At 70.8% G+C, this 25,885-nt stretch carries 28 protein-coding genes and 1 tRNA gene; 11 read left to right on the forward strand and 18 right to left on the reverse strand.

The window, feature by feature from the left end; translation table 11 throughout:
• Positions 1-56: 56 nt before the first annotated feature.
• Together C9992_RS16730 and C9992_RS16735 are read left to right on the forward strand one after the other, a co-directional pair.
• Complete coding sequence (locus C9992_RS16730; RefSeq protein ID WP_235008303.1) at positions 57-1,661, forward strand: sensor histidine kinase; 1,605 nt, start codon at positions 57-59, stop codon at positions 1,659-1,661.
• A gap of 142 nt (positions 1,662-1,803) precedes the next feature.
• Positions 1,804-2,091 (forward strand): WXG100 family type VII secretion target, encoded by a 288-nt coding sequence (locus tag C9992_RS16735; protein WP_106816786.1) that lies wholly within the window; start codon positions 1,804-1,806, stop codon positions 2,089-2,091.
• Positions 2,092-2,164: 73 nt separating this feature from the next.
• Here the strand turns inward: C9992_RS16735 and groL are convergent, their stop codons facing one another.
• The 5 genes from groL to C9992_RS16760 form a co-directional block, all read right to left on the reverse strand.
• The gene (groL, locus tag C9992_RS16740; RefSeq protein WP_106816787.1) at positions 2,165-3,784 is read right to left on the reverse strand and encodes a chaperonin GroEL; all 1,620 of its coding nucleotides are present in this window, start codon (positions 3,782-3,784) and stop codon (positions 2,165-2,167) included.
• 178 nt (positions 3,785-3,962) lie between these two features.
• Positions 3,963-4,163: a cold-shock protein gene (locus C9992_RS16745; RefSeq protein WP_106816788.1), complete on the reverse strand. Its 201-nt coding sequence runs from the start codon at positions 4,161-4,163 to the stop codon at positions 3,963-3,965.
• A 155-nt stretch (positions 4,164-4,318) separates the two neighbouring features.
• Positions 4,319-4,888, reverse strand: coding sequence for a LytR C-terminal domain-containing protein (locus tag C9992_RS16750; protein WP_106816789.1), 570 nt, complete (start codon positions 4,886-4,888; stop codon positions 4,319-4,321).
• A 68-nt stretch (positions 4,889-4,956) separates the two neighbouring features.
• On the reverse strand, positions 4,957-5,205 hold the full coding sequence (locus C9992_RS16755) for a DUF3263 domain-containing protein (protein ID WP_106816790.1): 249 nt from the start codon (positions 5,203-5,205) through the stop codon (positions 4,957-4,959).
• A 36-nt stretch (positions 5,206-5,241) separates the two neighbouring features.
• Positions 5,242-6,237 carry a DUF2332 domain-containing protein gene (locus C9992_RS16760; protein ID WP_106816791.1) on the reverse strand — a complete coding sequence of 332 codons (996 nt, stop codon included), beginning with the start codon at positions 6,235-6,237 and terminating at the stop codon, positions 5,242-5,244.
• Positions 6,238-6,351: 114 nt separating this feature from the next.
• On the opposite strand from C9992_RS16760, the gene msrB reads away from it, so the two are divergent.
• Together msrB and C9992_RS16770 are read left to right on the forward strand one after the other, a co-directional pair.
• The gene (gene msrB / locus C9992_RS16765; RefSeq protein ID WP_106816792.1) at positions 6,352-6,768 is read left to right on the forward strand and encodes a peptide-methionine (R)-S-oxide reductase MsrB; all 417 of its coding nucleotides are present in this window, start codon (positions 6,352-6,354) and stop codon (positions 6,766-6,768) included.
• Entirely contained in the window at positions 6,768-7,304 is a 537-nt protein-coding gene (locus C9992_RS16770) for a nitroreductase family protein (protein WP_106816793.1), read from the forward strand. The genes msrB and C9992_RS16770 overlap by 1 nt, the downstream gene beginning before the upstream one ends.
• A 15-nt stretch (positions 7,305-7,319) precedes the next feature.
• Here C9992_RS16770 and C9992_RS16775 read toward each other — a convergent pair whose 3' ends face one another.
• The 3 genes from C9992_RS16775 to C9992_RS16785 all read right to left on the reverse strand — a co-directional run bounded on the left by C9992_RS16775 (position 7,320) and on the right by C9992_RS16785 (position 9,413).
• Positions 7,320-8,276, reverse strand: a complete 957-nt coding sequence (locus C9992_RS16775) for a DMT family transporter (protein ID WP_106816876.1) — start codon at positions 8,274-8,276, stop codon at positions 7,320-7,322.
• Between the two features lie 49 nt (positions 8,277-8,325).
• Positions 8,326-8,401 (reverse strand) — tRNA-Thr (locus C9992_RS16780).
• A gap of 37 nt (positions 8,402-8,438) precedes the next feature.
• Positions 8,439-9,413, reverse strand: a complete 975-nt coding sequence (locus tag C9992_RS16785; RefSeq protein ID WP_106816794.1) for a DsbA family protein — start codon at positions 9,411-9,413, stop codon at positions 8,439-8,441.
• 238 nt (positions 9,414-9,651) lie between these two features.
• Here C9992_RS16785 and C9992_RS16790 point away from each other — a divergent pair, with 238 nt between their 5' ends.
• Positions 9,652-10,755 carry an ABC transporter ATP-binding protein gene (locus tag C9992_RS16790; protein ID WP_106816795.1) on the forward strand — a complete coding sequence of 368 codons (1,104 nt, stop codon included), beginning with the start codon at positions 9,652-9,654 and terminating at the stop codon, positions 10,753-10,755.
• Between the two features lie 72 nt (positions 10,756-10,827).
• A complete protein-coding gene (locus C9992_RS16795) occupies positions 10,828-12,135 on the forward strand; it encodes a DUF4032 domain-containing protein (protein ID WP_106816796.1) in 1,308 nt (435 codons plus the stop codon).
• 42 nt (positions 12,136-12,177) lie between these two features.
• On the opposite strand, the gene C9992_RS16800 is transcribed toward C9992_RS16795, so the two are convergent.
• The 3 genes from C9992_RS16800 to cysS all read right to left on the reverse strand — a co-directional run bounded on the left by C9992_RS16800 (position 12,178) and on the right by cysS (position 15,353).
• The gene (locus C9992_RS16800; protein WP_106816797.1) at positions 12,178-12,819 is read right to left on the reverse strand and encodes an NAD(P)-dependent oxidoreductase; all 642 of its coding nucleotides are present in this window, start codon (positions 12,817-12,819) and stop codon (positions 12,178-12,180) included.
• A gap of 100 nt (positions 12,820-12,919) precedes the next feature.
• The gene (gene rlmB, locus C9992_RS16805) at positions 12,920-13,924 is read right to left on the reverse strand and encodes a 23S rRNA (guanosine(2251)-2'-O)-methyltransferase RlmB (RefSeq protein WP_106816798.1); all 1,005 of its coding nucleotides are present in this window, start codon (positions 13,922-13,924) and stop codon (positions 12,920-12,922) included.
• On the reverse strand, positions 13,917-15,353 hold the full coding sequence (gene cysS, locus C9992_RS16810; protein WP_106816799.1) for a cysteine--tRNA ligase: 1,437 nt from the start codon (positions 15,351-15,353) through the stop codon (positions 13,917-13,919). Before cysS ends, rlmB begins: the two co-directional genes overlap by 8 nt.
• A gap of 86 nt (positions 15,354-15,439) precedes the next feature.
• Between cysS and C9992_RS16815 the strand changes: the two genes are divergently transcribed.
• Positions 15,440-16,384 (forward strand): DMT family transporter, encoded by a 945-nt coding sequence (locus tag C9992_RS16815; RefSeq protein WP_106816800.1) that lies wholly within the window; start codon positions 15,440-15,442, stop codon positions 16,382-16,384.
• Positions 16,385-16,436: 52 nt separating this feature from the next.
• Positions 16,437-16,904, forward strand: a complete 468-nt coding sequence (locus C9992_RS16820; protein WP_106816801.1) for a GNAT family N-acetyltransferase — start codon at positions 16,437-16,439, stop codon at positions 16,902-16,904.
• Between the two features lie 28 nt (positions 16,905-16,932).
• On the opposite strand, the gene ispD is transcribed toward C9992_RS16820, so the two are convergent.
• Positions 16,933-18,135 (reverse strand): 2-C-methyl-D-erythritol 4-phosphate cytidylyltransferase, encoded by a 1,203-nt coding sequence (gene ispD / locus C9992_RS16825; protein ID WP_106816802.1) that lies wholly within the window; start codon positions 18,133-18,135, stop codon positions 16,933-16,935.
• A gap of 83 nt (positions 18,136-18,218) precedes the next feature.
• A complete protein-coding gene (locus C9992_RS16830) occupies positions 18,219-18,701 on the reverse strand; it encodes a CarD family transcriptional regulator (RefSeq protein WP_106816803.1) in 483 nt (160 codons plus the stop codon).
• A gap of 165 nt (positions 18,702-18,866) precedes the next feature.
• Here C9992_RS16830 and C9992_RS16835 point away from each other — a divergent pair, with 165 nt between their 5' ends.
• Positions 18,867-19,400 (forward strand): DNA modification methylase, encoded by a 534-nt coding sequence (locus tag C9992_RS16835; protein WP_235008304.1) that lies wholly within the window; start codon positions 18,867-18,869, stop codon positions 19,398-19,400.
• A 67-nt stretch (positions 19,401-19,467) separates the two neighbouring features.
• Here the strand turns inward: C9992_RS16835 and C9992_RS16840 are convergent, their stop codons facing one another.
• Both C9992_RS16840 and C9992_RS16845 read right to left on the reverse strand, forming a co-directional pair.
• A complete protein-coding gene (locus C9992_RS16840) occupies positions 19,468-20,151 on the reverse strand; it encodes a response regulator transcription factor (RefSeq protein ID WP_106816804.1) in 684 nt (227 codons plus the stop codon).
• Positions 20,148-21,392, reverse strand: coding sequence for a sensor histidine kinase (locus C9992_RS16845; RefSeq protein WP_106816805.1), 1,245 nt, complete (start codon positions 21,390-21,392; stop codon positions 20,148-20,150). Before C9992_RS16845 ends, C9992_RS16840 begins: the two co-directional genes overlap by 4 nt.
• Positions 21,393-21,558: 166 nt before the next feature.
• On the opposite strand from C9992_RS16845, the gene phoU reads away from it, so the two are divergent.
• Positions 21,559-22,239 carry a phosphate signaling complex protein PhoU gene (gene phoU / locus C9992_RS16850; protein WP_106816806.1) on the forward strand — a complete coding sequence of 227 codons (681 nt, stop codon included), beginning with the start codon at positions 21,559-21,561 and terminating at the stop codon, positions 22,237-22,239.
• A gap of 91 nt (positions 22,240-22,330) precedes the next feature.
• On the opposite strand, the gene C9992_RS16855 is transcribed toward phoU, so the two are convergent.
• Positions 22,331-23,080 (reverse strand): phosphoglyceromutase, encoded by a 750-nt coding sequence (locus C9992_RS16855; RefSeq protein ID WP_106816878.1) that lies wholly within the window; start codon positions 23,078-23,080, stop codon positions 22,331-22,333.
• A gap of 98 nt (positions 23,081-23,178) precedes the next feature.
• Between C9992_RS16855 and C9992_RS16860 the strand changes: the two genes are divergently transcribed.
• Positions 23,179-24,015 (forward strand): methyltransferase domain-containing protein, encoded by an 837-nt coding sequence (locus C9992_RS16860; RefSeq protein WP_106816807.1) that lies wholly within the window; start codon positions 23,179-23,181, stop codon positions 24,013-24,015.
• A 30-nt stretch (positions 24,016-24,045) separates the two neighbouring features.
• Here C9992_RS16860 and ygfZ read toward each other — a convergent pair whose 3' ends face one another.
• Both ygfZ and C9992_RS16870 read right to left on the reverse strand, forming a co-directional pair.
• Complete coding sequence (gene ygfZ, locus C9992_RS16865) at positions 24,046-25,164, reverse strand: CAF17-like 4Fe-4S cluster assembly/insertion protein YgfZ (RefSeq protein ID WP_407662259.1); 1,119 nt, start codon at positions 25,162-25,164, stop codon at positions 24,046-24,048.
• Entirely contained in the window at positions 25,161-25,763 is a 603-nt protein-coding gene (locus C9992_RS16870; protein WP_106816809.1) for a nitrobindin family protein, read from the reverse strand. Before C9992_RS16870 ends, ygfZ begins: the two co-directional genes overlap by 4 nt.
• Positions 25,764-25,885 lie beyond the last annotated feature (122 nt).

Below are 25,885 nucleotides of genomic sequence, written 5' to 3' on the forward strand. Positions count from 1 at the left end.
TCATCGTCGCCGGCGTCGGCACCGCGGTCTTCCTGCGCACCTCCCTGGTCGACGGTGTGGACGCGCAGGTCGATGCGCTCGCGCGGACCGATGCCGCGAGCCCGCTGGTCGATCTCGGAGTGGACGACGGACATCTGACCGCGCAGCGGCTGGACAACGCGCCGACGACCGACTACTTCGTCGCGGTGTACGGCAATGACGGCGGCCTGGTCGCCATCGCCGGCGGCCGGGGCGGTCCGCAGCCGGCGTTCCCTGACGAGTACCCCGTCGATCTGGCCAAGACGAACGAGCTGCAGCTCGTCACCATCCGCTCGGTCGACGGCGATGCCGAGTTCCGCGCCACCGTCACCGTCCAGGAGTTCCCCAACGCGGGGCTGCTGTACTCGCAGATGGTCGCCGTGCCGCTGGCGGGCGTGAACCGCACGATCGCGAACTACCTCGCGATCTATTCGATCCTGGCGCTGGTGATCCTCATTGCCGGGGCGTTCGCGACGCGGTTCCTCGTCACCCTCACCTTCCGCAGCCTCGGTCAGGTGGAATCGACCGCCGACGCGATCGCGGGCGGCGACTTCAGTCTGCGGATGACGGATATCGAGCCCACGACCACGGAGGTGGGCCGCCTCAAGACCGCCATCAACGCCATGCTCGACCGCGTCGACGCGGCGATCTCGCAGCGGGATGCCACGGTGCGGCAGATGCGCCGTTTCATCGGCGATGCGAGCCACGAGCTGCGCACACCGCTGGTGACGGTGCGCGGCTATGCCGAGCTGTACCGGATGGGCGCCGTGCGCGGAGACGAGGACATCGCACAGTCGATGGACCGGATCGAGAAGGAGGCGATCCGCATGGGCCTGCTGGTCGAGGACCTATTGGCCCTGGCGCGCCTGGACGAGCGGCGCGATGTGGTGATCGGGCCGGTCGACCTTCGACCCGTCGCCCGTGACGCCGCACTCGACGTGCGAGCCGCGGCGCCGATGCGCCCGGTCGCCGTCATCGACACCACTTTGGAAGAGCCGGCGCCGACGCCCGACGAGGCATCCGTCGAGGCCGAGGCCGAGGCCAAGCGCCGCGCCGGCGGTCCGTCCGCGATCACGCGGGCGGGGGCCACGCTGTCGCTGCTGCGTCGGCGCTCGAAGCCCGTCCCTGCGGTGCCGGGCAGCGGCGAGGCCGCGACCACCCCGCCGGCGCCCCCGTCGGAGCCGGAACCGCCCGCGGCAGCCGAGACGCTCGTGCCCGTGGTGCTCGGCGATGAGAACCGCATCCGGCAGGTGGTGACGAACCTGCTCGGCAACGCGCGGCGGTTCACCGCCGAGGCCTCCCCCATCGAGCTCCGGGTGGGCGTGGACCCACGGGCCCGCATGGGGTGGATCGAGGTCGTCGACCACGGCGAAGGCGTGCCGGATCAGATCAAGGAGAAGATCTTCCAACGGTTCTGGAGGGCCGACAACTCGCGCACTCGCGAGACCGGCGGATCGGGACTGGGGCTGTCCATCGTCGCGTCCATCGTGGAAGCCCTGCACGGCTCGGTGGACGTCACCGACACCCCCGGGGGTGGTGCGACCTTCCGCGTCGCCTTCCCGCTTGCAGACGCCCGCGACGCGGTCGAGCACCTCGACATCCCCACCCAGCCGCTTCCCCGCCTGACCGATGCGTCGGAGTGAGCCGGCTCCTCCCCAGCAAGCGTCGCGCCGCCGCCGTGCACAGATGAAGCATCTTCGTCCGGTTCCCGGGTGCCCAGCCGCCTAGCGTTGCGGGCATCGCGGGTCCGGCATCCGGCCGCGCCCCCCACCCTGAGGAGACATCATGGCCGTGTTCACCGTCGACAGCGATTCGCTTCTGTCCTCCACTGCCACCGTCCGAGGCACCATCGACCGGCTGCAGGCCGAGTCGAATGCGATGCTCGCCCAGCTCACACAGCTGCAGTCATCGTGGACCGGCTCGGCGTCGGCGGCGTTCGCCGGCGTCGTCGAACAATGGCGAGCGACCCAGCGTCAGGTGGAGGAGTCGCTCGCGCACATCAACGCCGCATTGGCCGCTGCGGGCCGGCAGTACGCCGACACGGAGCTGGCGACGACCAGCCTGTTCCGCTGAGGCCGCACGCAGAACGGCCCCTCCGAAGAGGGGCCGTTCTGTGAACGCGGTGACGCGGTCGTGGACTACCGGATCAGAAGTCCATGCCACCCGTCGGGTCGCCGGCCGGAGCCGCGACCTTCTCGGGCTTGTCGGCGACGACGGCCTCGGTGGTGAGGAAGAGGCCGGCGATCGACGCGGCGTTCTGCAGCGCCGAACGGGTCACCTTGGCGGGGTCGATGATGCCCTGCGCGAACAGGTCACCGTACTCGCCCGAGGCGGCGTTGAGGCCGTGGCCCAGCGGGAGCTCCGAGACCTTGTTGGCCACGACGCCCGGCTCGAGACCGGCGTTGAGAGCGATCTGCTTCAGCGGAGCCTCGATCGCGACCTTGACGATGTTCGCACCGGTCGCCTCGTCGCCCGACAGCTCCAGACCATCGAGCGCCTTCTTGCCGGACTGGATGAGCGCGACGCCACCACCGGCGACGATGCCCTCCTCGACCGCGGCCTTGGCGTTGCGGACGGCGTCCTCGATGCGGTGCTTGCGCTCCTTGAGCTCGACCTCGGTGGCCGCGCCCGCCTTGATGACGGCCACGCCGCCGGCGAGCTTGGCGAGGCGCTCCTGCAGCTTCTCGCGGTCGTAGTCGCTGTCGGTGTTCTCGATCTCGCGACGGATCTGGGTCACGCGGCCGTCGATGGCGGCGGCGTCGCCGGCACCCTCGACGATGGTCGTCTCGTCCTTGGTGACGATGACCTTGCGCGCGCGGCCGAGCAGGTCGAGGGTGACGTTCTCGAGCTTGAGGCCGACCTCCTCGGTGATGACCTGGCCGCCGGTGAGGATCGCGATGTCCTGGAGCTGGGCCTTGCGGCGGTCGCCGAAGCCGGGGGCCTTGACGGCGACCGACTTGAAGATGCCGCGGATCTTGTTGAGCACCAGCGTGGCCAGCGCCTCACCCTCGACGTCCTCGGCGATGATGACGAGCTCCTTGCCGTCCTGGATCACCTTGTCGACGACGGGCAGAAGATCCTTGATGTTCGAGATCTTCTGGTTCGCGATGAGGATGTACGGGTCCTCGAAGACCGCCTCCTGGCGCTCCGGGTCCGTGACGAAGTAGGGGTTGATGTAGCCCTTGTCGAAGCGCATGCCCTCGGTGAGCTCGAGCTCGGTGCCGAAGGTCTGCGACTCCTCGACGGTGACGACGCCCTCCTTGCCCACCTTGTCGATGGCCTCGGCGATGAGCTCGCCGATCTCGGGGTCGGCAGCCGAGATCGAAGCGGTCGCAGCGATCTGCTCCTTCGACTCGACCTCCTTCGCCGACTCGAGCAGCTCGGCGGTGATGGCCGCGACGGCCTTCTCGATACCGCGCTTGAGCGAGATGGGGTCGGCGCCGGCCGCGACGTTGCGCAGACCCTCGCGCACGAGCGCCTGGGCGAGCACGGTCGCAGTCGTGGTGCCGTCACCGGCGACGTCGTCGGTCTTCTTGGCGACCTCCTTGACGAGCTCCGCGCCGATCTTCTCGTACGGGTCGTCCAGCTCGATCTCCTTGGCGATCGAGACGCCGTCGTTCGTGATCGTGGGGGCGCCCCACTTCTTCTCGAGCACGACGTTGCGACCGCGCGGGCCGAGCGTCACCTTGACGGCGTCGGCCAGGGTGTTCAGGCCGCGCTCGAGGCCACGACGGGCCTCCTCGTCGAAAGCGATGATCTTTGCCATGTGTGTGCGTCCCTCCGGAACGTTGGCTTTGGGTATTAGCACTCGACAAACGTGAGTGCTAAATCATTCTGGCACTCGACCCTATCGAGTGCAAGCCGCGCAGACGGATGGCGGAACGCGAAGAGACGGGATGCCACGGCATCCCGTCTCCGGCAGCGTCTGCGGGGAGGCGTCTGTCTCAGACGACGCGCACCGATTCGGCCTGGGGCCCCTTCTGGCCGGTGCCGACGGTGAACTCCACCGTCTGCCCTTCTTCGAGCACGCGGAAGCCCGTCATGTCGATGTTCGAGTAGTGGACGAAGACATCCTGGCCGTCGGCGACGGTGATGAAGCCGAATCCCTTCTCGGCGTTGAACCATTTGACGGTGCCCTGGGTCATGCGAATCTCCTGTAGCCGGCGGTGCAGGGCTTCATCGTATGCAGGCGCCGGCAGAGCGCGGCGGCGTTTTCGTCACTTGTTGACACGCAGGCACACAAGTGTTTACCGACGTGAAACACAAGCCGCCGCGGGGATCCGGACGGAGCCGTCGAGGCTCAGGGCGTCGGCGACGGCGACTGCCCCGCCGGGGTGCGGTCGAGTCCGATCACGACGGTCAGCTGCCGCGCGTCGGGCGAGCTCGCCGGGTAGGCGTCGCTCTGCTCGATGTCGGCGCCGCCGATGACCTGGGCGAGGCCCGCAGCGGCGGCTTCGTCGGCGGGGTCCACGTAGAAGACGGTCGTCGTCGGGAAGTCCTGCGATCCTGCTTCCCCGGCGGTGACCTTGTCGTCCGTCCACCCCGCGCCGACCACGACGTCCTTCATCTGGGTCGCCAGGCCCTGCTCGGGAGTGGCGTTGAGGATCAGCACGTCGTAGGCGGTGTCGATGACGGGAGTGACCTGGGGCGCGGGCGTGACGGTCGGCGTGGGCGTGGGCGCCAGCTCGATGCGCCCGGACGCCAGCAGGGTGCCGAAGATGCCGACGGCGATGAGCACGACCGTCGCCAGGGCCGCCCACAGCAGCACCACCCATCCGCGCATGCGGGGGTTCTCGGCACGGTGCGCGCCGACGCGATCCGTCTCCGGCACGTCGTCGAAGCGATCCCGGGGGAAGCTGGAGGTCGGCACCCGACGATGTTACCGGGAGCCGGCTCGGCATCCCCTCCGCGACAGCCCCGCGTGGCGCCGATGGCGGATCAGCGGGCGTCGGCGGCGCGCGCCGCGCGCTCCTGGAGGCGCGCATCGCGCAGCCGGCGCAGCCGCTTGACCAGCATCGGGTCGTGCTCCTGCGCCTCGGCGGTGTCGATGAGCCGGCCGAGCAGCTGGTAGTAGCGGGCCGGCGACATGCCGAGATCGGCGCGGATGGCCTCCTCCTTCGCGCCCGCGTGGCGTCGCCACTCCGCCTCGAAGTCGAGGAGGGCGCGGTCGCGGTCGGTCAGGGGCACGCGTTCACGCTAATCGGCGCCGTCCGCCTTCCCCCGTTACGACGCGCGCCAGTGCACGAACGAGCCGAGCGGATCGACCGCGGCCAGCGCCTGCCCGTCCCGCCCAAGGACGAAGCCGCCCCAGGCCTCCACCGGGATCGGGGGCTGCCACGCCTCGTGCAACGCCGGTGGGTCGATCGTGACCCACACGGCCCGAAGCTCCCGCACGGTCCGGATGAGACGCTCGCGCCCGGCCCGGGGCACGTGCGGAAGCACCCCCGGCGTCGTGACGACGAGCGTCGCGTCCGCGGGTGCGAGCGCCGCGGCGCCACGGAGCACCTCCGGGTCCGACGCGTCGCCGGCATGCAGCAGCGGCGGATCGGCGGCCACGATGTCGAGGGCGGCCGAGATGCGGTCGGTGCGTCCGCTCTCACCCGGCCACACCAGGCTCGTGAGGAACCGCCGGTCGCTCGGGCTGGCGGCGTCCAGCGGGTCGAGGTCGACGCCGCTGCGCCACACCACCTCCGGCATCCGCAACGGCACGTCTCCGGTGATCTCGCTCTCCAGGACGACCGTCGACGGGCCGTCCGCCGGATCCAGCGCCACGACGCCGTCCGGGCCGCGGTACCGGTACGAGTACCGGTCGGGGTACAGGCACAGGCCGGCGCTGGCACCCACCTCGAGCAGGGCCAGCGGCCCCGGAATCGTGGCGAGCGCGGGAAGCAGGGGTGCGCACCGCTGCGGCTCGTTCGTCTGCAGCCGGCGCCGGGATGCCTCGGCCACGACGGCGTCGGCATGCTGCGCGACCCAGCGCGCCCAGTCCGGGTATGCGCCCTCCGGCGCGCCGAGCATGCGGGTGACGGCGAAGACGAGCGGCGGCTGGCGCCGCGTCGCCGGGATGCGCGCCAGGATGCCCGCGATCGTCTCGTCGCCGGCCACTCCGGCCGCCCAGTGGGCGTACAGCTCCGACCGGCCCGGCGCCTCCTCCTGGGCGAATCGGGTGAAGCGCGCGATGACCGCCTGCGTCTCCTCCTGGAATGTCTCGTCGGCCACGCACACATCCTGCCGCAACGCTCGGGGATCCCCGGGCCGATGTGGCGGTCGCGGCGCCACGCGGCATCGGCTGCGGTTGAATGGAGGGTGCCGAGATCCGGCCGAGGAGGAACAATGACCTACGCCGTCGACAAGAGCGACGCGCAGTGGCGCGCCGAGCTGACCCCCGAGCAGTACGCGGTGCTCCGCGAAGCCGGAACCGAGCGCCCGTGGACGGGAGAGCTGCTCGATGAGAGCCGTGCGGGCCTGTACACGTGTGCGGCGTGCGGTGCGGAGCTGTTCCAGAGCGGCACCAAGTTCGACTCGCACTGCGGGTGGCCGAGCTTCTACGAGTCGATCCGCCCCGAGGCGGTCGAGCTGCTCGAGGACAACAGCCACGGCATGGTGCGCACCGAGGTGCGCTGCGCCAACTGCGGCTCGCACCTGGGTCACGTCTTCCCGGACGGCTTCGGCACACCCACCGGCGACCGCTACTGCATGAACTCGCTCTCGCTGCAGTTCACTCCCGAGCAGCCCGCCGGCGACGCCTGATGCCCGGAGCCCTCGACGCCGTCCTGGCGCGCCGGTCGTGGTCGAAGGTGAACGACGAGGCGCCCACCCACGAGGAGCTGCTCGAGCTCGTCGCGGCCGCGGGCCGGGTCGCCGACCACTCGTCGCTGGAGCCGTGGCGGCTGATCGAGCTGCGCGGCGCCGACCGCGAACGCCTGGGGCGCGCCATCAACAAGGCCGAGGGCGAGGAGGGCGCGTCGTCCAAGCCGCTGCGCGCTCCGCTGCTGATCGCGGTCGTCGCCTCGTACCGCAAGAGCCACAAGGTGCCGCGGTGGGAGCAGGAGGCGGTCGCGTCCGGTGTCGCGCATGTGCTGAGCCTGCTGCTGGACGAGGCGGGCTGGGGCGTCATCTGGCGCACCGGTCACTACACGCGCAGCAAGGCCGTGGCGAAGGCGCACGGGCTGAAGAAGAACGAGGAGCTGCTGGGGTGGCTCTACGTGGGCGGCAAGCCCGAGCGGTCGCGCCCCGAGCGGCGCAAGACCGTCGACGCGGAGAAGTTCCTCAGCCGGATGCCGTGAGCCCCTGCGCGGGGCTCAACGGCCGGATCGCGGCATCCGTCGCCACGGCACCGCTGCGACGACCACCGAGAGGATCGCGAGCGTCGACATGAGGAGCGACTGCGCGAGACTGGGTGCGGCGCTGGTCGGCCAGAGCGCGTCGATGACGACGGAGGTCACGACCTGCCCGACGACCGTGCCGAGCCCCAGCAGCAGCACTCCGGTGTAGGGCACCAGCGCCGCGGCGAGGAAGATGTACGCCACTCCGATCACTCCTCCGACGTAGAGCCACGCGTCGGCCGGATACGCCGCGGGCGGCCCGGCGACGCCGGTGTGCACGAGTTCGGCGATGCCCAGGACTGCGGTGCCGCCGATGAAGTTCACGAGGGTGGCCGTCAACGGCGTTCCCACGCGCTGGCGCAGCCGGCCGTTGACGGCGGACTGCCAGGCGATGCCGGCGCCGACCAGGAACGGCAGGATGACGAACACGGGCGGCGCGTGCACTCCCCCGGCCAGCGACACCGCCGCCGCGAGCATCGCCAACAGCCCGCCGATCAGCCGCGCGGGGGTGACCGCGACGGTGCCGGCCGGCCCGATGCCCGAGCGGTCCAGCAGGAGGCCGCTGACCGTCTGCCCCGCGACAACGCCGACCGTGAAGAGCGCCACGCCGATGATGCCGACGGCGAGCGACTGCGTCGCGACCGAGAGGGCTCCGGCCACGCCGCCGCACAGCATCCATACCGGGATGGTGCGCTCCCGCATGCCTTTGCTCAGCGCGGCGAATCCCCGTCTGCCCTGCGGCAGCACCAGCGACAGCACGATGAGCACGACGAGCCCTGAGCCGAACGAGATGACGGCGGCCGCGAAGCCGTCGCCGATGCGCGCGCCCAGCTGGCCGTTGATGCGCGCCTGCACGGCGGTGAGGATGCCGATCACGGCGGCCGCCCCGACGCCGATCCAGGCGGGCAGGCGGCGGGCGGTCACCCCATCCATCTTGCCGTGCCGGAAGGCGCCCGATCGCACGTGCGACAGTCGACCAGCATGGAGCCGACTACGGGACTCGAACCCGTAACCCCCGTATTACAAGTACGGTGCGCTACCAATTGCGCCAAGTCGGCAGAGCGCCCAGTCTAGCGGCGCGCACGCCTCCGCCCGTCACGACGCCGGCGTGGGCGTGGCAGTGGTGGTGGGCGTGGGGGTCGGGCTCGCCTTGTAGTAGGAGTCGCTCGCGATCGTCAGCACGAACTGCGCGAACTCCTTCGGGTCGTCGAGCTTCCCCACGTACTGGGTGCCGTTGACGAGCACCATCGGGGTGGTCGTCAGCGCGATGCCGTCGGTGCCGGGCAGCTCCTTCAGCGCGCGCTCGGTGGCCGTCTTGGCCCACGAGGCGTACGTCTGGTTCAAAATACACGCCTTCACGATCGTGGAATGGTCGAGCCCGGTCGCGGTGGCGAGCGCAGCCAGCTCCTCGTCGCTGTGGCCGTCGGTGTTCACGTCGGGCTGCTCGCGGAGCAGGGCGTCGTTGAACGCGAAGAAGTAGTCGGGCGAGTTCTGCGCCACGCACGCAGCGGCACCCGCGGCCCGCAGCGAATACTTGGTGCCGTTGGACTTCGCCGTCAGCATGGCCACCGGGTAGTACGAGAGCGTCGCGGCACCGTCGTCCACCCACTCCGACAGCTGCTTCATGTTCGCCAGCTGGAACTCGCGGGAGCCGGTCGAGAGGTAGTCCACATAGACCCGGATGTCGACCGCGGGGTTCTCCGTCTCGGTCGGTGTCGGTGTCGGTGCGGGCGCGGCTTCGGTCGGGGTGGGCGTCGGGCCGGCCTCGCCTTGCGGCGCGCCCTCGGGGTCGGCGGGCTCGGAAGCGACGCCCAGGCCCTGAACCCCGGTCACCATGAAGCCGTCGTCGACGCCGTTGGCGGGGCTCATCATGGGCCGGGACGCGCTCGACGAGACGGTCCAGGTCACCACCACCGCCACGATCGCCACGACGGCAGCGACGGCAACCGCGAGGGCGGTACGGCGGATGACGCGGGCGCGCGACTGGCGGGCCTTCACCTGCTGCGCCTTCTCGCGCACGGCGTCGCGCCGCTCGCTGGACGCAGCGTTCGATGACTCGTCGCTCGACATGGAACCTCTCGGAGCGGACGGTGCCGATGGTCGGCCCGACCAGATGATCACAGTAGCCGCACGGGAAAGCGGCCGTCCACGATGGTAGTCAGCCACCCTGGGAAATGCCCAGACGCAACCTCCGCGCGGGCCGTGTCATACTGTTCCTGCGCCCGATGGCGGGCGCGCGGGAAAGCCCCCGCTCATTCCATCACTACGGATCGTCCGGCACGTACCTGCCGGTGAAGGAGAAGAGAACATGGCGTCCGTCACGTTTGACAACGCAACCCGCCTGTACCCCGGGGGCACGCGCCCCGCAGTGGACAAGCTCAACCTCGAGGTCGGAGACGGCGAGTTCCTCGTCCTCGTGGGCCCGTCCGGCTGTGGCAAGTCCACGTCGCTGCGCATGCTGGCCGGCCTCGAAGAGGTCAACTCCGGCCGCATCCTCATCGGCGACCGTGACGTCACCGACGTCCCGCCGAAGGACCGCGACATCGCGATGGTCTTCCAGAACTACGCGCTGTACCCGCACATGACCGTCGCCGAGAACATGGGCTTCGCGCTCAAGATCGCCGGCGTCGGCAAGGAGGAGCGTGCCGCGCGCGTCCTCGAGGCTGCCAAGCTCCTCGACCTCGAGCAGTACCTCACCCGCAAGCCGAAGGCCCTCTCGGGTGGTCAGCGTCAGCGCGTCGCCATGGGTCGCGCCATCGTCCGCCAGCCGCAGGTGTTCCTCATGGACGAGCCGCTGTCGAACCTCGACGCCAAGCTGCGCGTCCAGACCCGCACGCAGATCGCTTCGCTGCAGCGCCGCCTCGGCGTCACCACCGTCTACGTGACGCACGACCAGACGGAGGCCCTCACCATGGGTGACCGCATCGCGGTCCTCAAGGACGGCCTGCTGCAGCAGGTCGGCACCCCGCGCGACCTGTACGAGAAGCCGAACAACGTGTTCGTCGCCGGCTTCATCGGCTCCCCCGCCATGAACCTCTTCCCGGCCAGTATCGCCGAGGGCGGCGTTCAGTTCGGCGACAAGGTCGTGGGTGTCGAGGCCGACACGCTGGGCAAGGCGCACGGCGCCGAGGTCACCATCGGTGTCCGCCCCGAGGACATCCAGGTCGCCCCGGAGGACGGCCAGGGCCTGCAGGTGGTCGTCGACCTCGTCGAGGAGCTCGGCGCCGACGGCTACCTCTACGGCCACGCCGACCTGGGCGGCAAGCGCACCGACATCGTCGCCCGCGTCGACGGCCGCCGTCACCCGATGGCCGGCGACAAGGTCACGCTGGCTCCGATCCCCGGACACGTGCACGTGTTCGACATCGAGTCGGGCGAGCGCCTCACCGACAAGGCGATCGCTTCGGCGTAACCGCAGAGATCGCATCGCGACGGCGCGGGTGGGTGAGCCCCCCGCGCCGTCGCGCCGTTTCCAGGAGATGATGTGCACGAGGCCCTGAGCATCACCGCCAGCAGCGTCGATCCGGGGCTGCTGGCCCTGCCGTGGTCCACGCCGCTGGGCGACTGGTCGTCGGATCACATCGTGTTCCTGCCCAAGGGCATCTCCCGCCATCTCGTGCGGTTCGCGAACCTCTCGGGACGCGTCGTGGCCATCAAGGAGACGACGCAGGCCATGGCGCAGCGCGAGTACGACATGCTCGGCAACCTCGCCCGCCTGGACGTGCCGTGCGTGGAGCGGGTGGCGGTGATAGCGGGGCGGGCGGATGCCGCCGGCGAGCCGCTTCCGGCAGCGTTGGTGACCGCGCACCTGAAGTTCTCGCTCCCCTACCGGGCCCTGTTCACCCAGGTGCTGCGACCCGACACCGCCACGCGCCTCGTGGACGCCCTGGCCCTGCTGCTGGTGCGCCTGCACAACGTGGGGTTCTTCTGGGGCGACGTGTCGCTGTCCAACACCCTCTTCCGGCGCGACGCGGGGGCCTTCGCCGCGTACCTCGTCGACGCCGAGACCGGCGAGCTGCATGAGGGCGGCCTGACGCCCGGTCAGCGCGCCCACGATCTGGACGTCGCCCGCACGAACATCGCCGGCGAGATCATGGACCTCGAGGCCGGCGGACGGCTCGAGGGCGGCGTGGACGCCATCGCCATCGCCGACGGCATCGTGTCGTCCTACCACTCGCTGTGGGCCGCGCTCACCGACGAGGAGACGTTCGGGGCCGACGAGGCGTGGCGCATCACCGAGCGCGTGCAGCGACTCAACGACCTCGGGTTCGACATCGGCGAGATGTCCATCCACACCACCGTCGACGGCACCAGGGTGTCGATCCAGCCCAAGGTCGTCGACTCCGGTCATCATCAACGCCGTCTGCTGCGCCTGACCGGCCTCGACGTGGAGGAGAACCAGGCCCGTCGCCTGCTGAACGACCTCGACGAGTTCCGTGCCCGCGTCTCTCGGCTGGGTTCGGATGAGGAGATGGTGGCCCACGAGTGGCTGACGCGCGTGTTCGAACCGGTCGTGAAGGCGATCCCGTGGGACTTGCGCTCCAAGCTCGAGCCCGCCGAGGTCTTCCACCAGCTCCTGGAGCACCGCTGGTACCTGTCGCAGGCCAACGGCAAATCCGTGCCGCTGGCCGAGGCGCTGACCAGCTACATCGACAACGTGCTGCGCCATCGTCGCGACGAGGCGACTCTCATGGGTCCGCCGACCGAAACGGTGTCGCTGTCGGTCATCACCTCGCCCAATCCGGTGCTCGAGGACGAGGACGAGCAGGTCGACTGGCGCGACCTGGTCTGACCGCTCGGCGACCGGTGCCCGGCCGCCGAGCGGCGCGCGGAATCAGTATCCGACGGTGAAGCGTGCGCGCGCGTGGCGCGGGTTCTCGATCTCGTCGAGGATCGCCACGGCGAAGTCCGCGCCGGAGATGAACGACTCGCCCTCGGCGTCGGTGACGATCACGTCTCCGCCGGTGCGGTACGACCCGGTGCGCTCACCCGGGTTCCACTGGCCGAAGCCGCCCGCCGGGTGCACGTAGAACCAGTCGACCGATTCCGGAGCCTGCTGCAGGTCCTCCAGGATGCCGATGGCCTCCAGCGCCTCGGGCTTGTACTCCTCGGTGAAGGAGGGCTGGTCGACCACACGCTCGCCGTCCGGCTCGACAAGGCTTCCGCCGGCCCCGCCGATCACACCGATGCGGACGCCCTCGGGAAGGAGCGAGACGAGCGCCTCGATGTTCGGGCGCACCAGGCCCAGCATGTCGCCACGCGGCGCGACCGCCGACACGACGACATCGACGCCCTCCAGCTGCGTCAGGAGGTCCGGGACGTCGGTCAGCGACCCCTCGATGTACACGGCGCCCTGGTGGCGCTCGCTGGGGATGCGGCGGGCGATCGCGAGCACGCTGTGCCCGCGATTCACCGCCTCGGCGACGATGTGACGCCCGGCGTACCCCGAGCCTCCGATGACGGCGATGCGTGCCATGTCGTACCTTTCGATCAGTCGTCGTGCCGGCGCCTGTCCGGCCTCGCGTGAGACAAGCGGCTCTCCGGCCGCTTCATTCCCGTGAATGCGTCGGGGCGCGTCACGCCGGGGGCGCGCTGCGGAGCGTCGCCACCTGGTAGAGGGCGACGGATGCCGCGATGCCGGCGTTGAGCGACTCGGTCGACGCCGAGATCGGGATGGAGACGATCTGGTCGCACGTCTCGGTCACCAGACGCGACAGCCCCTTGCCCTCGGAGCCCACCACGATGACGACGGGGCGATCGGCCAGCTGCAGGGCGGGCAGCGACACGTCGCCGCCGCCATCGAGTCCGAGGATGAACACGCCCTGCTTCTTGAACTCCTTGAGCGTGGTGGTGAGGTTGGCCGCCACGGCGACCGGGATACGCGCGGCGGCGCCCGCGCTCGTCTTCCAGGCGGCGGAGTTGACCCCGGCCGACCGGCGCTGCGGCACGATGACGCCCTGACCGCCGAAGGCGGCCGTCGACCGGATGATGGCGCCCAGGTTGCGCGGATCGGTGACCCCGTCCAGCGCGACCAGCAGCGGCACCTGGCCGCGGTCGACCACCTGCTCCAGGAGGTCCTGCGGGTGCGCGTACTCGTACGGCGGCACCTTCAGCGCGACGCCCTGGTGGACGCCGTCGATGCCCGCCATGCGGTCCAGCTCCGGGCGGGTGACCTCGAGCACCGAGATCTCGCGGTGAGTGGCGATCGCGAGCATCTCCTTGACGCGGTCATCCATCTCGACGCGCTGCGCGATGTAGAGCGCGGTCGCCGGGATTCGCGCGCGCAGTGCCTCCAGTACGGAGTTGCGCCCCGTCACCGTCTCGGTGTCGTCGCTCTTGGAGCGGCCCGAGCGGTTGGGGTTGGAGCCCTGCGGCGGACGCTGCCCGGGCTTGCCGCGACCGCCCGCGGCGGCGTACCGCTCGGCGGCCGCCTTGCGCTTGCCGGCGACGTGCCAGGCGCGGTCCTCGGCCTTCGGCGTCGGCCCCTTGCCTTCCAGGGACTTGCGGCCGTGTCCGCCGGTGCCCTTCATGGCACCCTTCTTCTTGCTGTTGCCCGCCCCGGGGCGTGTCGGCTTAGCCATCGATCAAGCTCCAGTGTGTTCCGTCTGGGGAATCTTCCAGCGCGATGCCTGCTGCGGCGATGGCATCGCGGATGCGGTCGGCGCTCGCCCAGTCCTTCGCGGCCCGCGCGTCGGCGCGCTGCGCGATCATGGTGCGGACCAGCGCGTCGAGAGCCGATGCCTCAGCCGACGCATCCGCCGACCGCCACTGCGGGTCGAGCGGGTCGATGCCGAGCACGCCGCTCATGACGGCGACGTCGGCGAAGGCGCGCAGCGCCGCCTCGCGGTCGCCGTCGTCGAGGGCGCTGTTCCCGTCGCGGATGGTCTCATGGAGCACCGCCAGGGCCTGGGGCACGCCCAGATCGTCGTCCAGCGCCGCCGCGAACGCCTCCGGCACCTGCGCCTCCAGGCGCACGTCGTCCGTGTCGTCACGGAGGGTGCGCGCGGCGCGCTCCAGAAAGGTGCGGATGCGGGCGATCGCCGCCTCGGCCTCGTCGAAGCTCGAGGCCGTGATGTCGAGATTCGAGCGGTAGTGGGCCGCGGCCAACGCGTAGCGGACGACGAGCGGGTCGCGCTCGCGCAGGACGTCCTCGGCGAGGATGAAGTTGAACAGCGACTTCGACATCTTCTGTGCGCCGACGGTCACCAGGCCGTTGTGCACCCAATACCGCGCGAACCCGTCACCGGCAGCGGTCGACTGGGCCAGCTCGTTCTCATGATGCGGGAAGCGGAGGTCCAGCCCGCCGCCGTGGATGTCGAACTCCGGGCCGAGATAGCGGCGCGACATGGCGGAGCATTCGATGTGCCAACCGGGCCGGCCTCGTCCCCAGGGGGACTCCCACGCGGCCGACGACGGCTCGTCGGGTTTGGCGCCCTTCCACAGGGCGAAGTCCCTCGGATCACGCTTGCCGCGCGGATCGGCATCGGCGGCCGGCTCCATGGCATCCAGACTCTGCCGGGTCAGCGACCCGTAGTCGGGCCAGGATCGGACGTCGAAGTAGACATCGCCTGCGGCATCCGTTCCCCCGGTTCCGGACGGCGCGGCATACGCGTGTCCGGCATCGATGAGCCGCTGGATGATCTCCTGCATCTGCGGGATGGAGGCCGTGGCCCGCGGCTCGTACGTCGGCGGGAGGATGCCGATCGCCGTGTACGCGCGGGTGAACTCCAGCTCCATGCGGTACGCCAGTGCCCACCACGGCTCGGTGTCGGTCGCGTTCGCGAGCACCTTGTCGTCGATGTCGGTGACGTTGCGGACGAATGTGACGCGGCCGTACCGGTGTGCGAGCCAGCGACGCAGGATGTCGAAGCTCAGCGCCCCCCGCAGGTGCCCGATATGGGGCCCGGACTGCACGGTGGGACCGCAGACGTAGATCGTGACGTTTCCGGGGTCGAGCGGCACGAACTCGCGCAGGGCCTGCGCCTTGGTGTCATAGAGCTGAACCGTCACCGCACCAGCCTACCGGCGGCCACCTGCCCGCCCCCCGAGCCCGGGCGAATGCGACGACCCTGCGTCCCAGCCGCTAGAACTGGAGGGTGCACGTTCTCGCCGTCCTCGCCGCCGCCGTGCTGTTCGGGACGACAGGCACCTCTCAGGCACTCGGCCCCGAGGGAACGACTCCCCTGTCGATCGGGGTGATGCGCATGGTGATCGGCGGGACCGCGCTGGCGCTCATCGCCTTCACGCTCGCCGCTCGGCACGCCCGCCGCCGGACCGACAAGGATGCCCCGACACTGCGATCGCTCGCCCCTGGCCGCGGCGGCCTGCGCCCGCTCGGCCTCATCGTGCTCACCGGCGCGTGCCTGGCGCTGTACCAGCCGCTCTTCTTCCTGGGCACCGCTCGCAACGGCGTCGCGGTGGGCACCGTCGTCGCGCTGGGCTCGGCACCGATCCTCGCGGGCCTGTTGGAGTGGGCGCTCACCCGGCGGATGCCGACACCGACGTGGATGGGAGCCACGGCGCTGGCCACGATCGGCGTCGTGCTGCTCGGGTTCGGCGGGGGTGCTTCCGGCGGCACCGATCCGCTGGGCCTTGCCGGTTCCGTGGGGGCCGGCGCGTCGTTCGCCGTGATCGCCAACGCGCAGCGCCGCCTGCTCGATGACGGCTGGGATCCGTTCACCGTTGTGGGCGGGATGGGCGCGAGCTCCGCCGTCCTGTGCGCCTTCGCCCTGCCCTTCGTCGACCTCGCGTGGCTCGGGGCGCCCGCGGGCCTCGTCATGGCGATCTGGCTGGGACTGGCCACGATCGCCGTCGCGTACGTGCTGTTCACATGGGGGCTGAGCGGACTGACGGCGGCGACGGCAGCGACCCTCACGCTGGGCGAACCGCTGACGGCGAGCGTGCTGGGCATCGTCGTGCTGGGCGAGCGCCTGTCGGCTCTGGCGATCGTGGGACTCATGGTGCTGGCGGCGGGCCTGGGGCTGCTGGCCTGGGGCTCGCGCGCTCCGCGCGACCCGGCACCGTTCGCGGTGGAGGCGTGAACTCCGCTGCGAAACCTCCCCGCAACGCGAGGCTGGCACACTGGGCGGCGACATGCAGCGCACCATCGACATCCGCATCGACGATCTGAGCGGTGAGGCCACGAGGCGCCTCATCGCCTCCCACCTGGCCGGGATGCACGAGAGCTCGCCTCCCGAGAGCGTGCACGCGCTGGATCTGGATGCTTTGCGTCACCCCTCAGTGACGGTCTGGTCGGTGTGGGTCGATGCCGAGCTGGCGGGTGTCGGCGCTCTGAAGGCGCTGGACGGTGCGCGCGGCGAGATCAAGTCGATGCGCGTGGACGGCCGCTTCTTGGGCACCGGGGTCGGTCGCGCTCTGCTGCAGCACATCATCGCCGACGCCCGTGCCCGGGGAATGGCCAGCCTCTGGCTCGAGACCGGCGCGACGAAAGAGTTCACACCGGCGCAGCGCCTGTACGAGTCCGAGGGCTTCGCTCCCTGCCCTCCGTTCGGCGACTACGCTCCCGACCCGTTCTCGGTCTTCATGACGCGCGCGCTCTGACGCCCGCCGTCGTCCTGAACGGTAAGGATCACGCCGGGATGACGAGCGCGACCGCGAAGGCCGAGACGCCCTCGCCACGGCCCGCGAAACCGAGGCCGTCGGTCGTCGTCGCCGTCACCGACACCGGCGCGCCACCCAGCGCCTCCGACAGCACGCGCTGCGCCTCGGCACGGCGCGCGGCGAATCGCGGCCGGTTCATCTGCACCTGCACCGAGACGTTCCCGATCCGCCAGCCGGCCTCGCCCAGCAGTCCTGCCGTCCGCGTGAGGAACGCGTCGGCGTGCGCGCCCGCGTACTCCGGGTGGTCGGTTCCGAAGTGCGTGCCGATGTCGCCCAACCCTGCCGCCGACAGGAGCGCGTCGACGATCGCATGGGCGACCGCATCCCCGTCCGAGTGACCAGACAGCGCGGGCTCCCCCGGCCATTCCAGGCCGGCCAGCCACAGCGCGCCCTCGCCCCCGAACGCGTGCACGTCGGTGCCCACGCCCACGCGCGGCGGAAGCGGCGTGTTCTCGAGTCGGGCCGGCAGGTGAGCGGTGGGCGCCGCGAGCAGGTGCCGCGCACGATCCAGGTCGGCCGCCGTGGTGATCTTGAAGGCGAGCGGATGCCCCGGCACGGCCGCCACGGCATGCCCCGCCTCGGCGACGAGGGCGGCGTCATCGGTGTAGTCCCGGGTGGCGGCCTCGTATGCCGCATCCAGCACGTCCCGGCGGAAGCCCTGCGGCGTCTGCGCGGCGGCCAGCTCGGCCCGGTCGACCGCGCCGAGAATCTCGTCACCGGCGACGCGCTTGATCGTGTCGATCACCGGCAGCACCGGGATCGCACCGGCCGCGCCGTCCTCGACGGCGGCGATGACGCGCGCGAACACCTCCGGCGGCGTCAGCGCGCGCGCCGCGTCGTGGACGAGCACGATGTCGACGTCGGCCCACAGCGCCTGCAGGCCCGCCGCGACCGACGCCTGCCTGGTGCCACCGCCGGCGACCACCGACACCAGGTCGCGACGATCCCCCGAGGCGGCCAGCGCCTCACTCAGGGCGTCGCCCTCGCGTCCGGGCGGGGCGACCACCACGACGTGGGCCGAAGGCGCGTCGAACACGCCGTCCAGCGCGTGGCGCAGGATGCTGCGCCCGTCGATGCCGACGAACGCCTTGGGTTCACCGGCACCCAGTCGCGTGCCCGACCCGGCTGCCACCACGATCACGCCGACACGCGGCACGGGAGTGATGCTCACCCGCTCACGCTATCGCGCCGGGTGCGCATGCCTGTTCGCGCACACAGCGAAACGGCGCCCCGTGGGGCGCCGTTTCGGATGTCTCAGCTGGCGAGGACCTCGTCCAGCAGGACGCTGGCCTGTTCCTCGTCGGTCTTCTCGGCGAGCGCCAGCTCGGAGATCAGGATCTGCTTCGCCTTGGCGAGCATGCGCTTCTCACCCGCCGACAGACCGCGGTCCTGGTCTCGACGCCACAGGTCGCGCACGACCTCGCTGACCTTGATCACATCGCCGGAGGCGAGCTTCTCGAGGTTCGCCTTGTACCGCCGCGACCAGTTCGTGGGCTCCTCGGTGAAGGGAGCGCGCAGCACCTCGAAGACCTTGTCGAGGCCCTCCTTGCCGATGACATCGCGGACGCCGACCAGGTCGACGTTCTCTGCGGGGACTTCGATGATGAGATCACCCTGCGTGACGTTCAGCTTCAGGTACTTCTTCGTCTCGCCCTTGATGATCCGGTCTTTGACCTCGATGATCGTTGCCGCCCCGTGGTGGGGGTAGACGACCGTCTCGCCAACCTCAAAAAGCATGGAGTTATGTCCTTTCGGCAACCTCCAGGATACCACAGGAGAAATACGCTAAGGTTCTCCGCCCTCCCCCTGGTGACGGCCCCGCACCCGCGCGGTGGGTGATCCGCGCGCCCGCGCGCGAGCCCCTAGAATGCTGGAGAACCGTCATCCGTCTTGGGAGGATCCGTGATCTCGATACAGCGCCGCAACGGTCTTGCGCACGGACGTTCCGCGGTGGCTCTCGAGCCCCGGACCCGGCGGGTGATCGCGTCGCTGGCGATCGGTGGCGCCCTCGTCGTCGGTGCGAGCGGCTGCGCCATGGTGTCGCCGCAGTCGACGACCATCCAGTACTCGGCCGCCGAAGGCACCAACGTGTACGGCTCCGGCCCGATCGAGGTGCGCAACGCCCAGATCGTGGCCAACGAAGACGGCACCGAGGGCAACTTCGTCGCGGCGCTCATCAACCAGACCGACGAGGCGCACACCCTCACCGTCGAGCTCAGCGAGAGCCGCACGAGTGCCCTGACGGTGCGGGTTCCGGCCAACACCACGGTCAGCCTCGGCTCGGAGGATGACGAGCCGCTGCTCATCGAAGACCTCGACGCCCTGCCCGGCACCGACATGACGGCGTTCTTCCAGTCCGGCGACGCCGAGGGCGTACTCGTCTCTGTGCCCGTGCTGGACGGCGAGCTCAACTACCTGGCGCCGCTCGTTCCCTGAGCGAGCGCGCAGACGTGAAGAAGAGGGCGCCCCGGTCGGGGCGCCCTCTTCTTCGCATCATCGCGGCTCACCCCTCGAAGCGGTAGCCCAGACCACGCACCGTCACCAGCATCTCCGGCGAGCCGGGGTTCTTCTCGATGCGCGAGCGGATGCGCTTGATGTGCACATCCAGCGTCTTGGTGTCGCCGAAATAGTCGCTCCCCCACACCCGGTCGATGAGCTGACCCCTGGTGAGCACACGGCCCGCGTTGCGCATGAGCACCTCGAGCAGCTCGAATTCCTTCAGCGGCATGTTGATCTCGCCGCCGTCGACGGCGACCGTGTGCCGGTCGATGTCCAGGACGACGCGCCCGCCCTCCAGCACACGGTCCTCGAGGTCGGCGTCCATCTGCGCGAACCGGCGCAGCACCGCGCGCATCCGGGCGAGCAGCTCACGCGCCGAGTACGGCTTCGTGACGTAGTCGTCGGCTCCGAGCTCCAGGCCCACCACGATGTCCACCTCGGAGTCCTTGGCGGTCAGCATGATGATCGGCACCGCGGACGTGGCCCGGATCTGGCGGCACACTTCGGTGCCGGGCATCCCGGGGAGCATCAGATCCAGCAGCACGATGTCCGCGCCGCGCTCGCGGAACGCGGTCAACGCGGCTGGGCCGTCCTCGGCGATCTCGACGTCGTACCCTTCCCGGCGAAGGAGGTAGGCGAGCGGGTCGGCGAGGTCCGGCTCGTCCTCGACGATCAGAACGCGGGTCATGCGGTTTCTCCATTCCTGACGGAAGCAGTGGGGGCCGTGGCCAGATCCGGCGGCGTCGCCGGGCGCTTCTTCTTGCGTCGCCGCTTGGGTTCGGATTCCATCGCCGGCGGCTCGACCTCGGGAAGCCGGATCGTGAACGTCGAGCCGCGCCCCGGGCGCGACCACAGCCGCACCTCACCACCGTGCCGCTGCACCGCATGCTTCACGATCGACAGGCCGAGGCCGCTCCCTCCGGTGCGACGGGCGCGCGCGGGGTCGGCGCGGTAGAACCGTTCGAAGACCCGGTCCTGCTCGCCCTCCGAGATCCCGATGCCGCGGTCGGTCACCGCGATCTCGACGATGCCCTCCACCGACTTCACCCCGATGCCGACGCTGGATCCCTGCGGCGAGTACGCGATGGCGTTCGCGATGAGGTTGCCGACCGCTTCGCTGAGCACTTGGGCGTCACCGCGCACATAGAGCCCGCGGGCGCCGCCGCGCACGACCTCCACACCGGCGGAGTCGGCCTGGATCGCGTGGGCGTCCAACGCCGACGCCACGACCTCGTCGACCGACACGTCACGCTCCGGCAGCTGATCGGCCGCCTGCAGGCGAGAGAGGTTCATGATGCGCGACGTGAGCAGCGCCAGTCGCGACGCCTCGGCCTGCAGCCGCGCCGCGAAGATCCGCACCTGGGGCGCATCGTCCGCGGCGGACTCGATCGCCTCGGCGAGCAGGCTGACAGCGCCGACCGGCGTCTTCAGCTCATGACTGGTGTTCGCGACGAAGTCGCGGCGCATCTCCTCCACCCGCTCACGCTCGGTGATGTCGCGCAGCACGAGGAGGGTCAGGCGCGGCGAGATCCGAGAAGCGCGGACCGCCACCAGACGCGGCTCGGCGGGCGGGGCGCCGCGGCGCAGGCGCATCGTCTCGGTGGCCCCCGCGCGGCCGACCTCGTCGTCGCCGGTCCGCACGCGGCGCACGAGAGACCGCAATTCGTCCGTGGGCAGCACGGTGCCCTCGACCAGGTCGAACGCCGCAGCGGGCGACGACGAAGCCAGAACGGTGAACGACGCGTCGACGACGAGGGCCGCGTCGTCCATCCCGTGGAGCACTCCGCGCACGCCGTCGGGGATCTCCACCGACGTCACGGCGCGGGCTCGCGCACGCGCCCGGAACGCCGCGACCACGACGGCGCAGATCGAACCGCCGATGATGATTCCCGCGACGAGGGCGAGCAGCGCGAGCTGCGTCGTGTCCATGGCACCAGCGTACGGGCACGGCTGCGGCCCGCCGCGACGCCGAGGGAGCCGACGCCGCAGGATCCCGCCACTGTTCACCGGCGCAGCACCATCCGTTAACCTTCCCTGACGACAATCACCGGGGCGCAGGCGTCAGCCTCCCGGGAACCAGGAAAGGTGCACTCGAATGCGCGAAGTCTTCCACCAGTCCCTCGAGGACGTGCAGGGGCGTCTGGTCGAGATCGCCGAGCTCGTCACGGTCGCCATCGACAAGGCGACGCGGGCATTCGGCACGAGCGATGTCGCCCTGGCGGAGGAGGTCATCGAGGCCGACGCGGTCATCGACGAGAAGGCCATCGCCCTCGACGAGCTGGCGATCGAGATCCTCGCGCGCCAGCAGCCCGTGGCACGTGACCTGCGCATCGTCGTGAGCGCCCTGCGCATGAGCGCGTCGCTGGAGCGGATGGGCGACATCGCCGAGCACATCGCGCAGCTGACGCGCATGCGCTTCCCCGAGCGTGCGATCCCGAAGGGCCTGAAGTCGACGTTCCTGAAGATGGGCGAGCTCGACGTCCAGGTCGCACGGCAACTGGCGGAGCTGCTGCGCACGCAGGATGGCGAGCTCATCGACGAGATCCGCAACGCCGACGACCGGCTCGACGACCTGCACGTCTCGGTGTTCGAGAAGGTCCTCAGCGACAGCTGGCAGGGCGAGGCGGCCGCAACGGTCGACGCGACCCTCGCAAGCCGGTACCACGAGCGCTTCGGCGATCACGCGGTCTCGGTGGCCAAGAAGGTCGCCTACCTCTCGACCGGCGACTGGACCAGCTCGACCGACGCCATCGGCATCATCACGCCGTCGGCCTAGCGTGCCCTGCCGCGGCGCGTCGCGGTGGCCACGAAGAAGAAGAGCGGATGCCCCGTGGGGAGGGCATCCGCTCTTCGACGTTCTCCGGCCGTCAGCGGTTGCCCTGGTTCGCGACCGCGGCGGCGCCGGCGGCGGCGGCCTCGGGGTCGAGGTACTCCCCCGGTCCGAGCGGCACGAGGTTCTCGTCCAGGCGATACACCAGGGGGATCCCGGTGGGGATGTTCAGTTCCGCGATGTCCGCGTCGCTGATGCCCTCGAGGTGCTTGACCAGGCCGCGCAGGGAATTGCCGTGCGCGGTGACCAGCACCGTCTTGCCCGCCTTCAGGTCGGGCACGATGTCGCTGTGCCAGTAGGGCAGCATGCGGTCGATCACGAGCTTGAGCGATTCGGTGTCGGGCACCTCGCCGTCGATGCCGACGTAGCGGGGGTCGCCCACCTGGCTGTACTGATCATCGGCCGGCAGGGGCGGCGGCGGCACGTCGTAGGAACGGCGCCAGAGCATGAACTGCTCCTGTCCGAACTCTTCGAGCGTCTGCGCCTTGTCCTTGCCCTGCAGCGCGCCGTAGTGGCGTTCGTTCAGTCGCCACGACCGCTTCACGGGGATCCACAGCCGGTCGGCGGCATCCAGCGCGATGTCGGCGGTCTGGATGGCTCGGCTGAGCACCGAGGTGTGCAGCACATCGGGCAGGATCCCGGACTCGGCGAGCAGCTCGCCGCCGCGCTGGGCCTCGGCCTTGCCCTGGTCGGTGAGGCGGACATCGACCCAGCCGGTGAACTGGTTGGTCTTGTTCCACTCGCTCTGGCCGTGTCGGAGGAGGATCAGCGTGTAGGGCGCGGTCATGCGCCCCATGATATCGGCGCAGGCGCGGCCTCTCCCGGCCGATGACGTCCCGTCACGCTCCACGCGGGCTCCCAGGCGGCCGATGGCACGATGGAATCGTGAGCTCTGTCCGACCCCCGGCTGGGCCGGTGGTCGGACAGATCACGCGCGGCACCACGGGCACCAATCGCCTGCGGCGTGTCGACCGCTGGATCGCCCGGCACCCGGTGCTGCGTCGTGCCGCTGACCCGCTCGTCATCGATCTCGGCTACGGGGCGAGCGGCGTGACGGCGTTCGAGCTGTGGACGCGGCTCGCGGCGGCGCGGGCCGACGTCGAGGTGCTCGGCCTCGAGATCGACCCTGCCCGCGTGAGAGGTGCCCGGGCACAGCTGCAACGCGTGCGGGCGGGATCGACGCCGTTCGCCCCGCACGCGCACGTGTCCTTCGCGCGCGGCGGGTTCGAGGTGCCCGTCGCCGGCGGGCGCCGCCCGGCGATCATCCGGGCGATGAACGTGCTGCGCCAGTACGACCAGGCCGATGTCCCGGCGGCGTGGCGCTCGATGGCGACCCGCCTCGCACCGGGCGGCCTCCTCGTCGAGGGCACGTGCGACGAGCTCGGCCGCATCGCGACCTGGGCGGCGATCGGACCCGACGCCGTGCCCCGCACGTTCACGGTGTCGCTGCGCCTGGCGGGACTGGAGAGGCCTTCCGTCGCCGCTGAGCGGCTGCCCAAGGCGCTCATCCACCGCAACGTCCCCGGTGAGCGCGTGCACGCGTTCCTCACGGCGCTGGACGACGAGTGGGAGCGTGCCGCGAACGTGTCGCCGTTCGGCCCCGTGCATCGCTGGCGCACGGCGCTGTCGGCGCTTCACAGCGCGGGGTGGCCCGTCCTCGAGCGATCGCGCTGGCAGCTGGGTGAGGCCACGCTGCCCTGGAATGCGGTCGCGCCGGCGTGAGCCCGCCCCGCCGAGGCCCGGGACGCGCGCCTACTGCGCGGACGCGCGGCGCGACAGCCGGGTGATCCGCGGCACGTCGGCGGTCGCCCCCGCATCCGGGGGCACGACGACCTCCTGGGCAGCGGCGATCGGGCCGTCGGAGGTGTCGACCGTGAGCGCCGCGTCGACCGGGGTCGTGCGGCGCACCACGCCGAGCGCGATCGGTCCCTCCTCGTGGTGCAGCGCAACGGACGTGACGACTCCGACCTCGTCCTCGCCCCGCCGGATCGCCGCACCCCGCTCGGGCAGCACGCTGCCTGAGCCGTCCAACTGCAGCGCCACGAGGCGCCGGGGCGGGTGGCCGAGGTTGTGCACCTTGGCGACCGTCTCCTGTCCGCGGTAGCAGCCCTTGTCGAGATGCACCGCCGTGCGCAGCCAGTCCAGCTCATGCGGCAGCGCGCGTTCGTCGACGTCGGTCATCCATCGCGGACGCCACGCCGCCACGCGCAGCGCCTCGGCGGCCGCGATGCCCGCCAGTTCCTGCTCGCCTCGGGCCGCAGCATCCGCGATCCGCTGCTCCTCCTCGCGCGTCACGATCGCCTCGGCCCAGTCGCGCTCGGCGCCCGGGTGGGGCTCCACCGGAGCGTAGGCGTGCCCACCGGGAGTGACCCGCGGCCAGGGGTCCCGCCACACCAGCGGGACGCCCGCCGGTGACGCCGGAGCGATCGCCTCCAGGGCGGCCGCCGTCCCGCCGAAGACGGCGACGTCGTCAGCCACGCGCGGATCGACCCGCAGACGGAAGCGCATCTTGCGCAGCCAGTCGTACAGCCCTGCCGCGTCGGCGCGGTCGGCGATGAGCCAGGTGGTCTCACCGTCGTCGATGACGGATGCCGCGTGCTCGACGTGACCCTGCGGGTCCAGGATGAGAAGCTCCGTGCTCTCGCCCGGCGCCAGCCGGGTCAGCGCCTGCGACGAGAGGGAGTCCAGCCAGCTCAGGCGGTCCTCGCCGGGGACCGCGAGCACGGCGCGGTCGCCCAGGGGTGCGATGGCGGCACCGGCGGACAGGCGTCGCTGCTCGACCAGCGGGCTGCCGAGATGCTGCAGGCCCGCGTCGTCGACGACGGCACCGGGGACCCCGGCGAAGCGGGCGGCGGGCGAATCGCTCATCATTCCACCCGCGCCAGCCGCGCCGACGCGTGAGCGCCCAGCTCGTACCCGAGGGCGGCGATGTCCCAGGCCCACAGCAGGTGGCGGTCGACGAGGCCGTACATCCGGGTCGCGGCGGCATACGGCTTCGCGCCCGCCGGGCGCACCACCGCGTCGGTGGCGATGTCGATGCGGGGGCCCTTGATCTGCCCCAGATACAGCTCGCTCACACCGTCCGCGTGCACCAGCGCCGCCTCGAGGTCGAATCCACCGTCGGCATTGCGGAACGACTCGATGTCTTCTGCGGTGCGGGCGACCGGCGGTGCGACGGCGGGGAGGAGACCCGGCCCGGCATCGGAGTCGGTGGCGGGGATGGACAGTCGCCAGTAGCCCAGCTCGGCCACCAGCCGGGTGCGCGTGCCGGGATCGTCGGAGTCGTGGAGCCACGCCTCCGCCGAGTAGTTCAAGTAGCCGCCGCCGTCATGGCTGAAGCTCACGCGGTGCGTGAACTCGCCCGTGTAGGAGTGATCGCCGTAGTCGATGACACCGGTGCCCTCCCAGAGCCCGATCAGCCACGATAGCGGCACCAGTTCCGCGGGCAGGTCTGTCGGGATCTCGATCACGAGGCGACCCGTCAGCGCTGGCCGCGGTAGAGGTTCTTGATCACGACCGCGGAGACGAAGACGATCGCGAGCGACGCCAGACCGAGCAGGCCCACGTAGAACAGTTCGAGCGCGACGAGATC

It is taken from the genome of Microbacterium timonense (assembly GCF_900292075.1).
Classification (GTDB): Bacteria; Actinomycetota; Actinomycetes; order Actinomycetales; family Microbacteriaceae; genus Microbacterium; species Microbacterium timonense.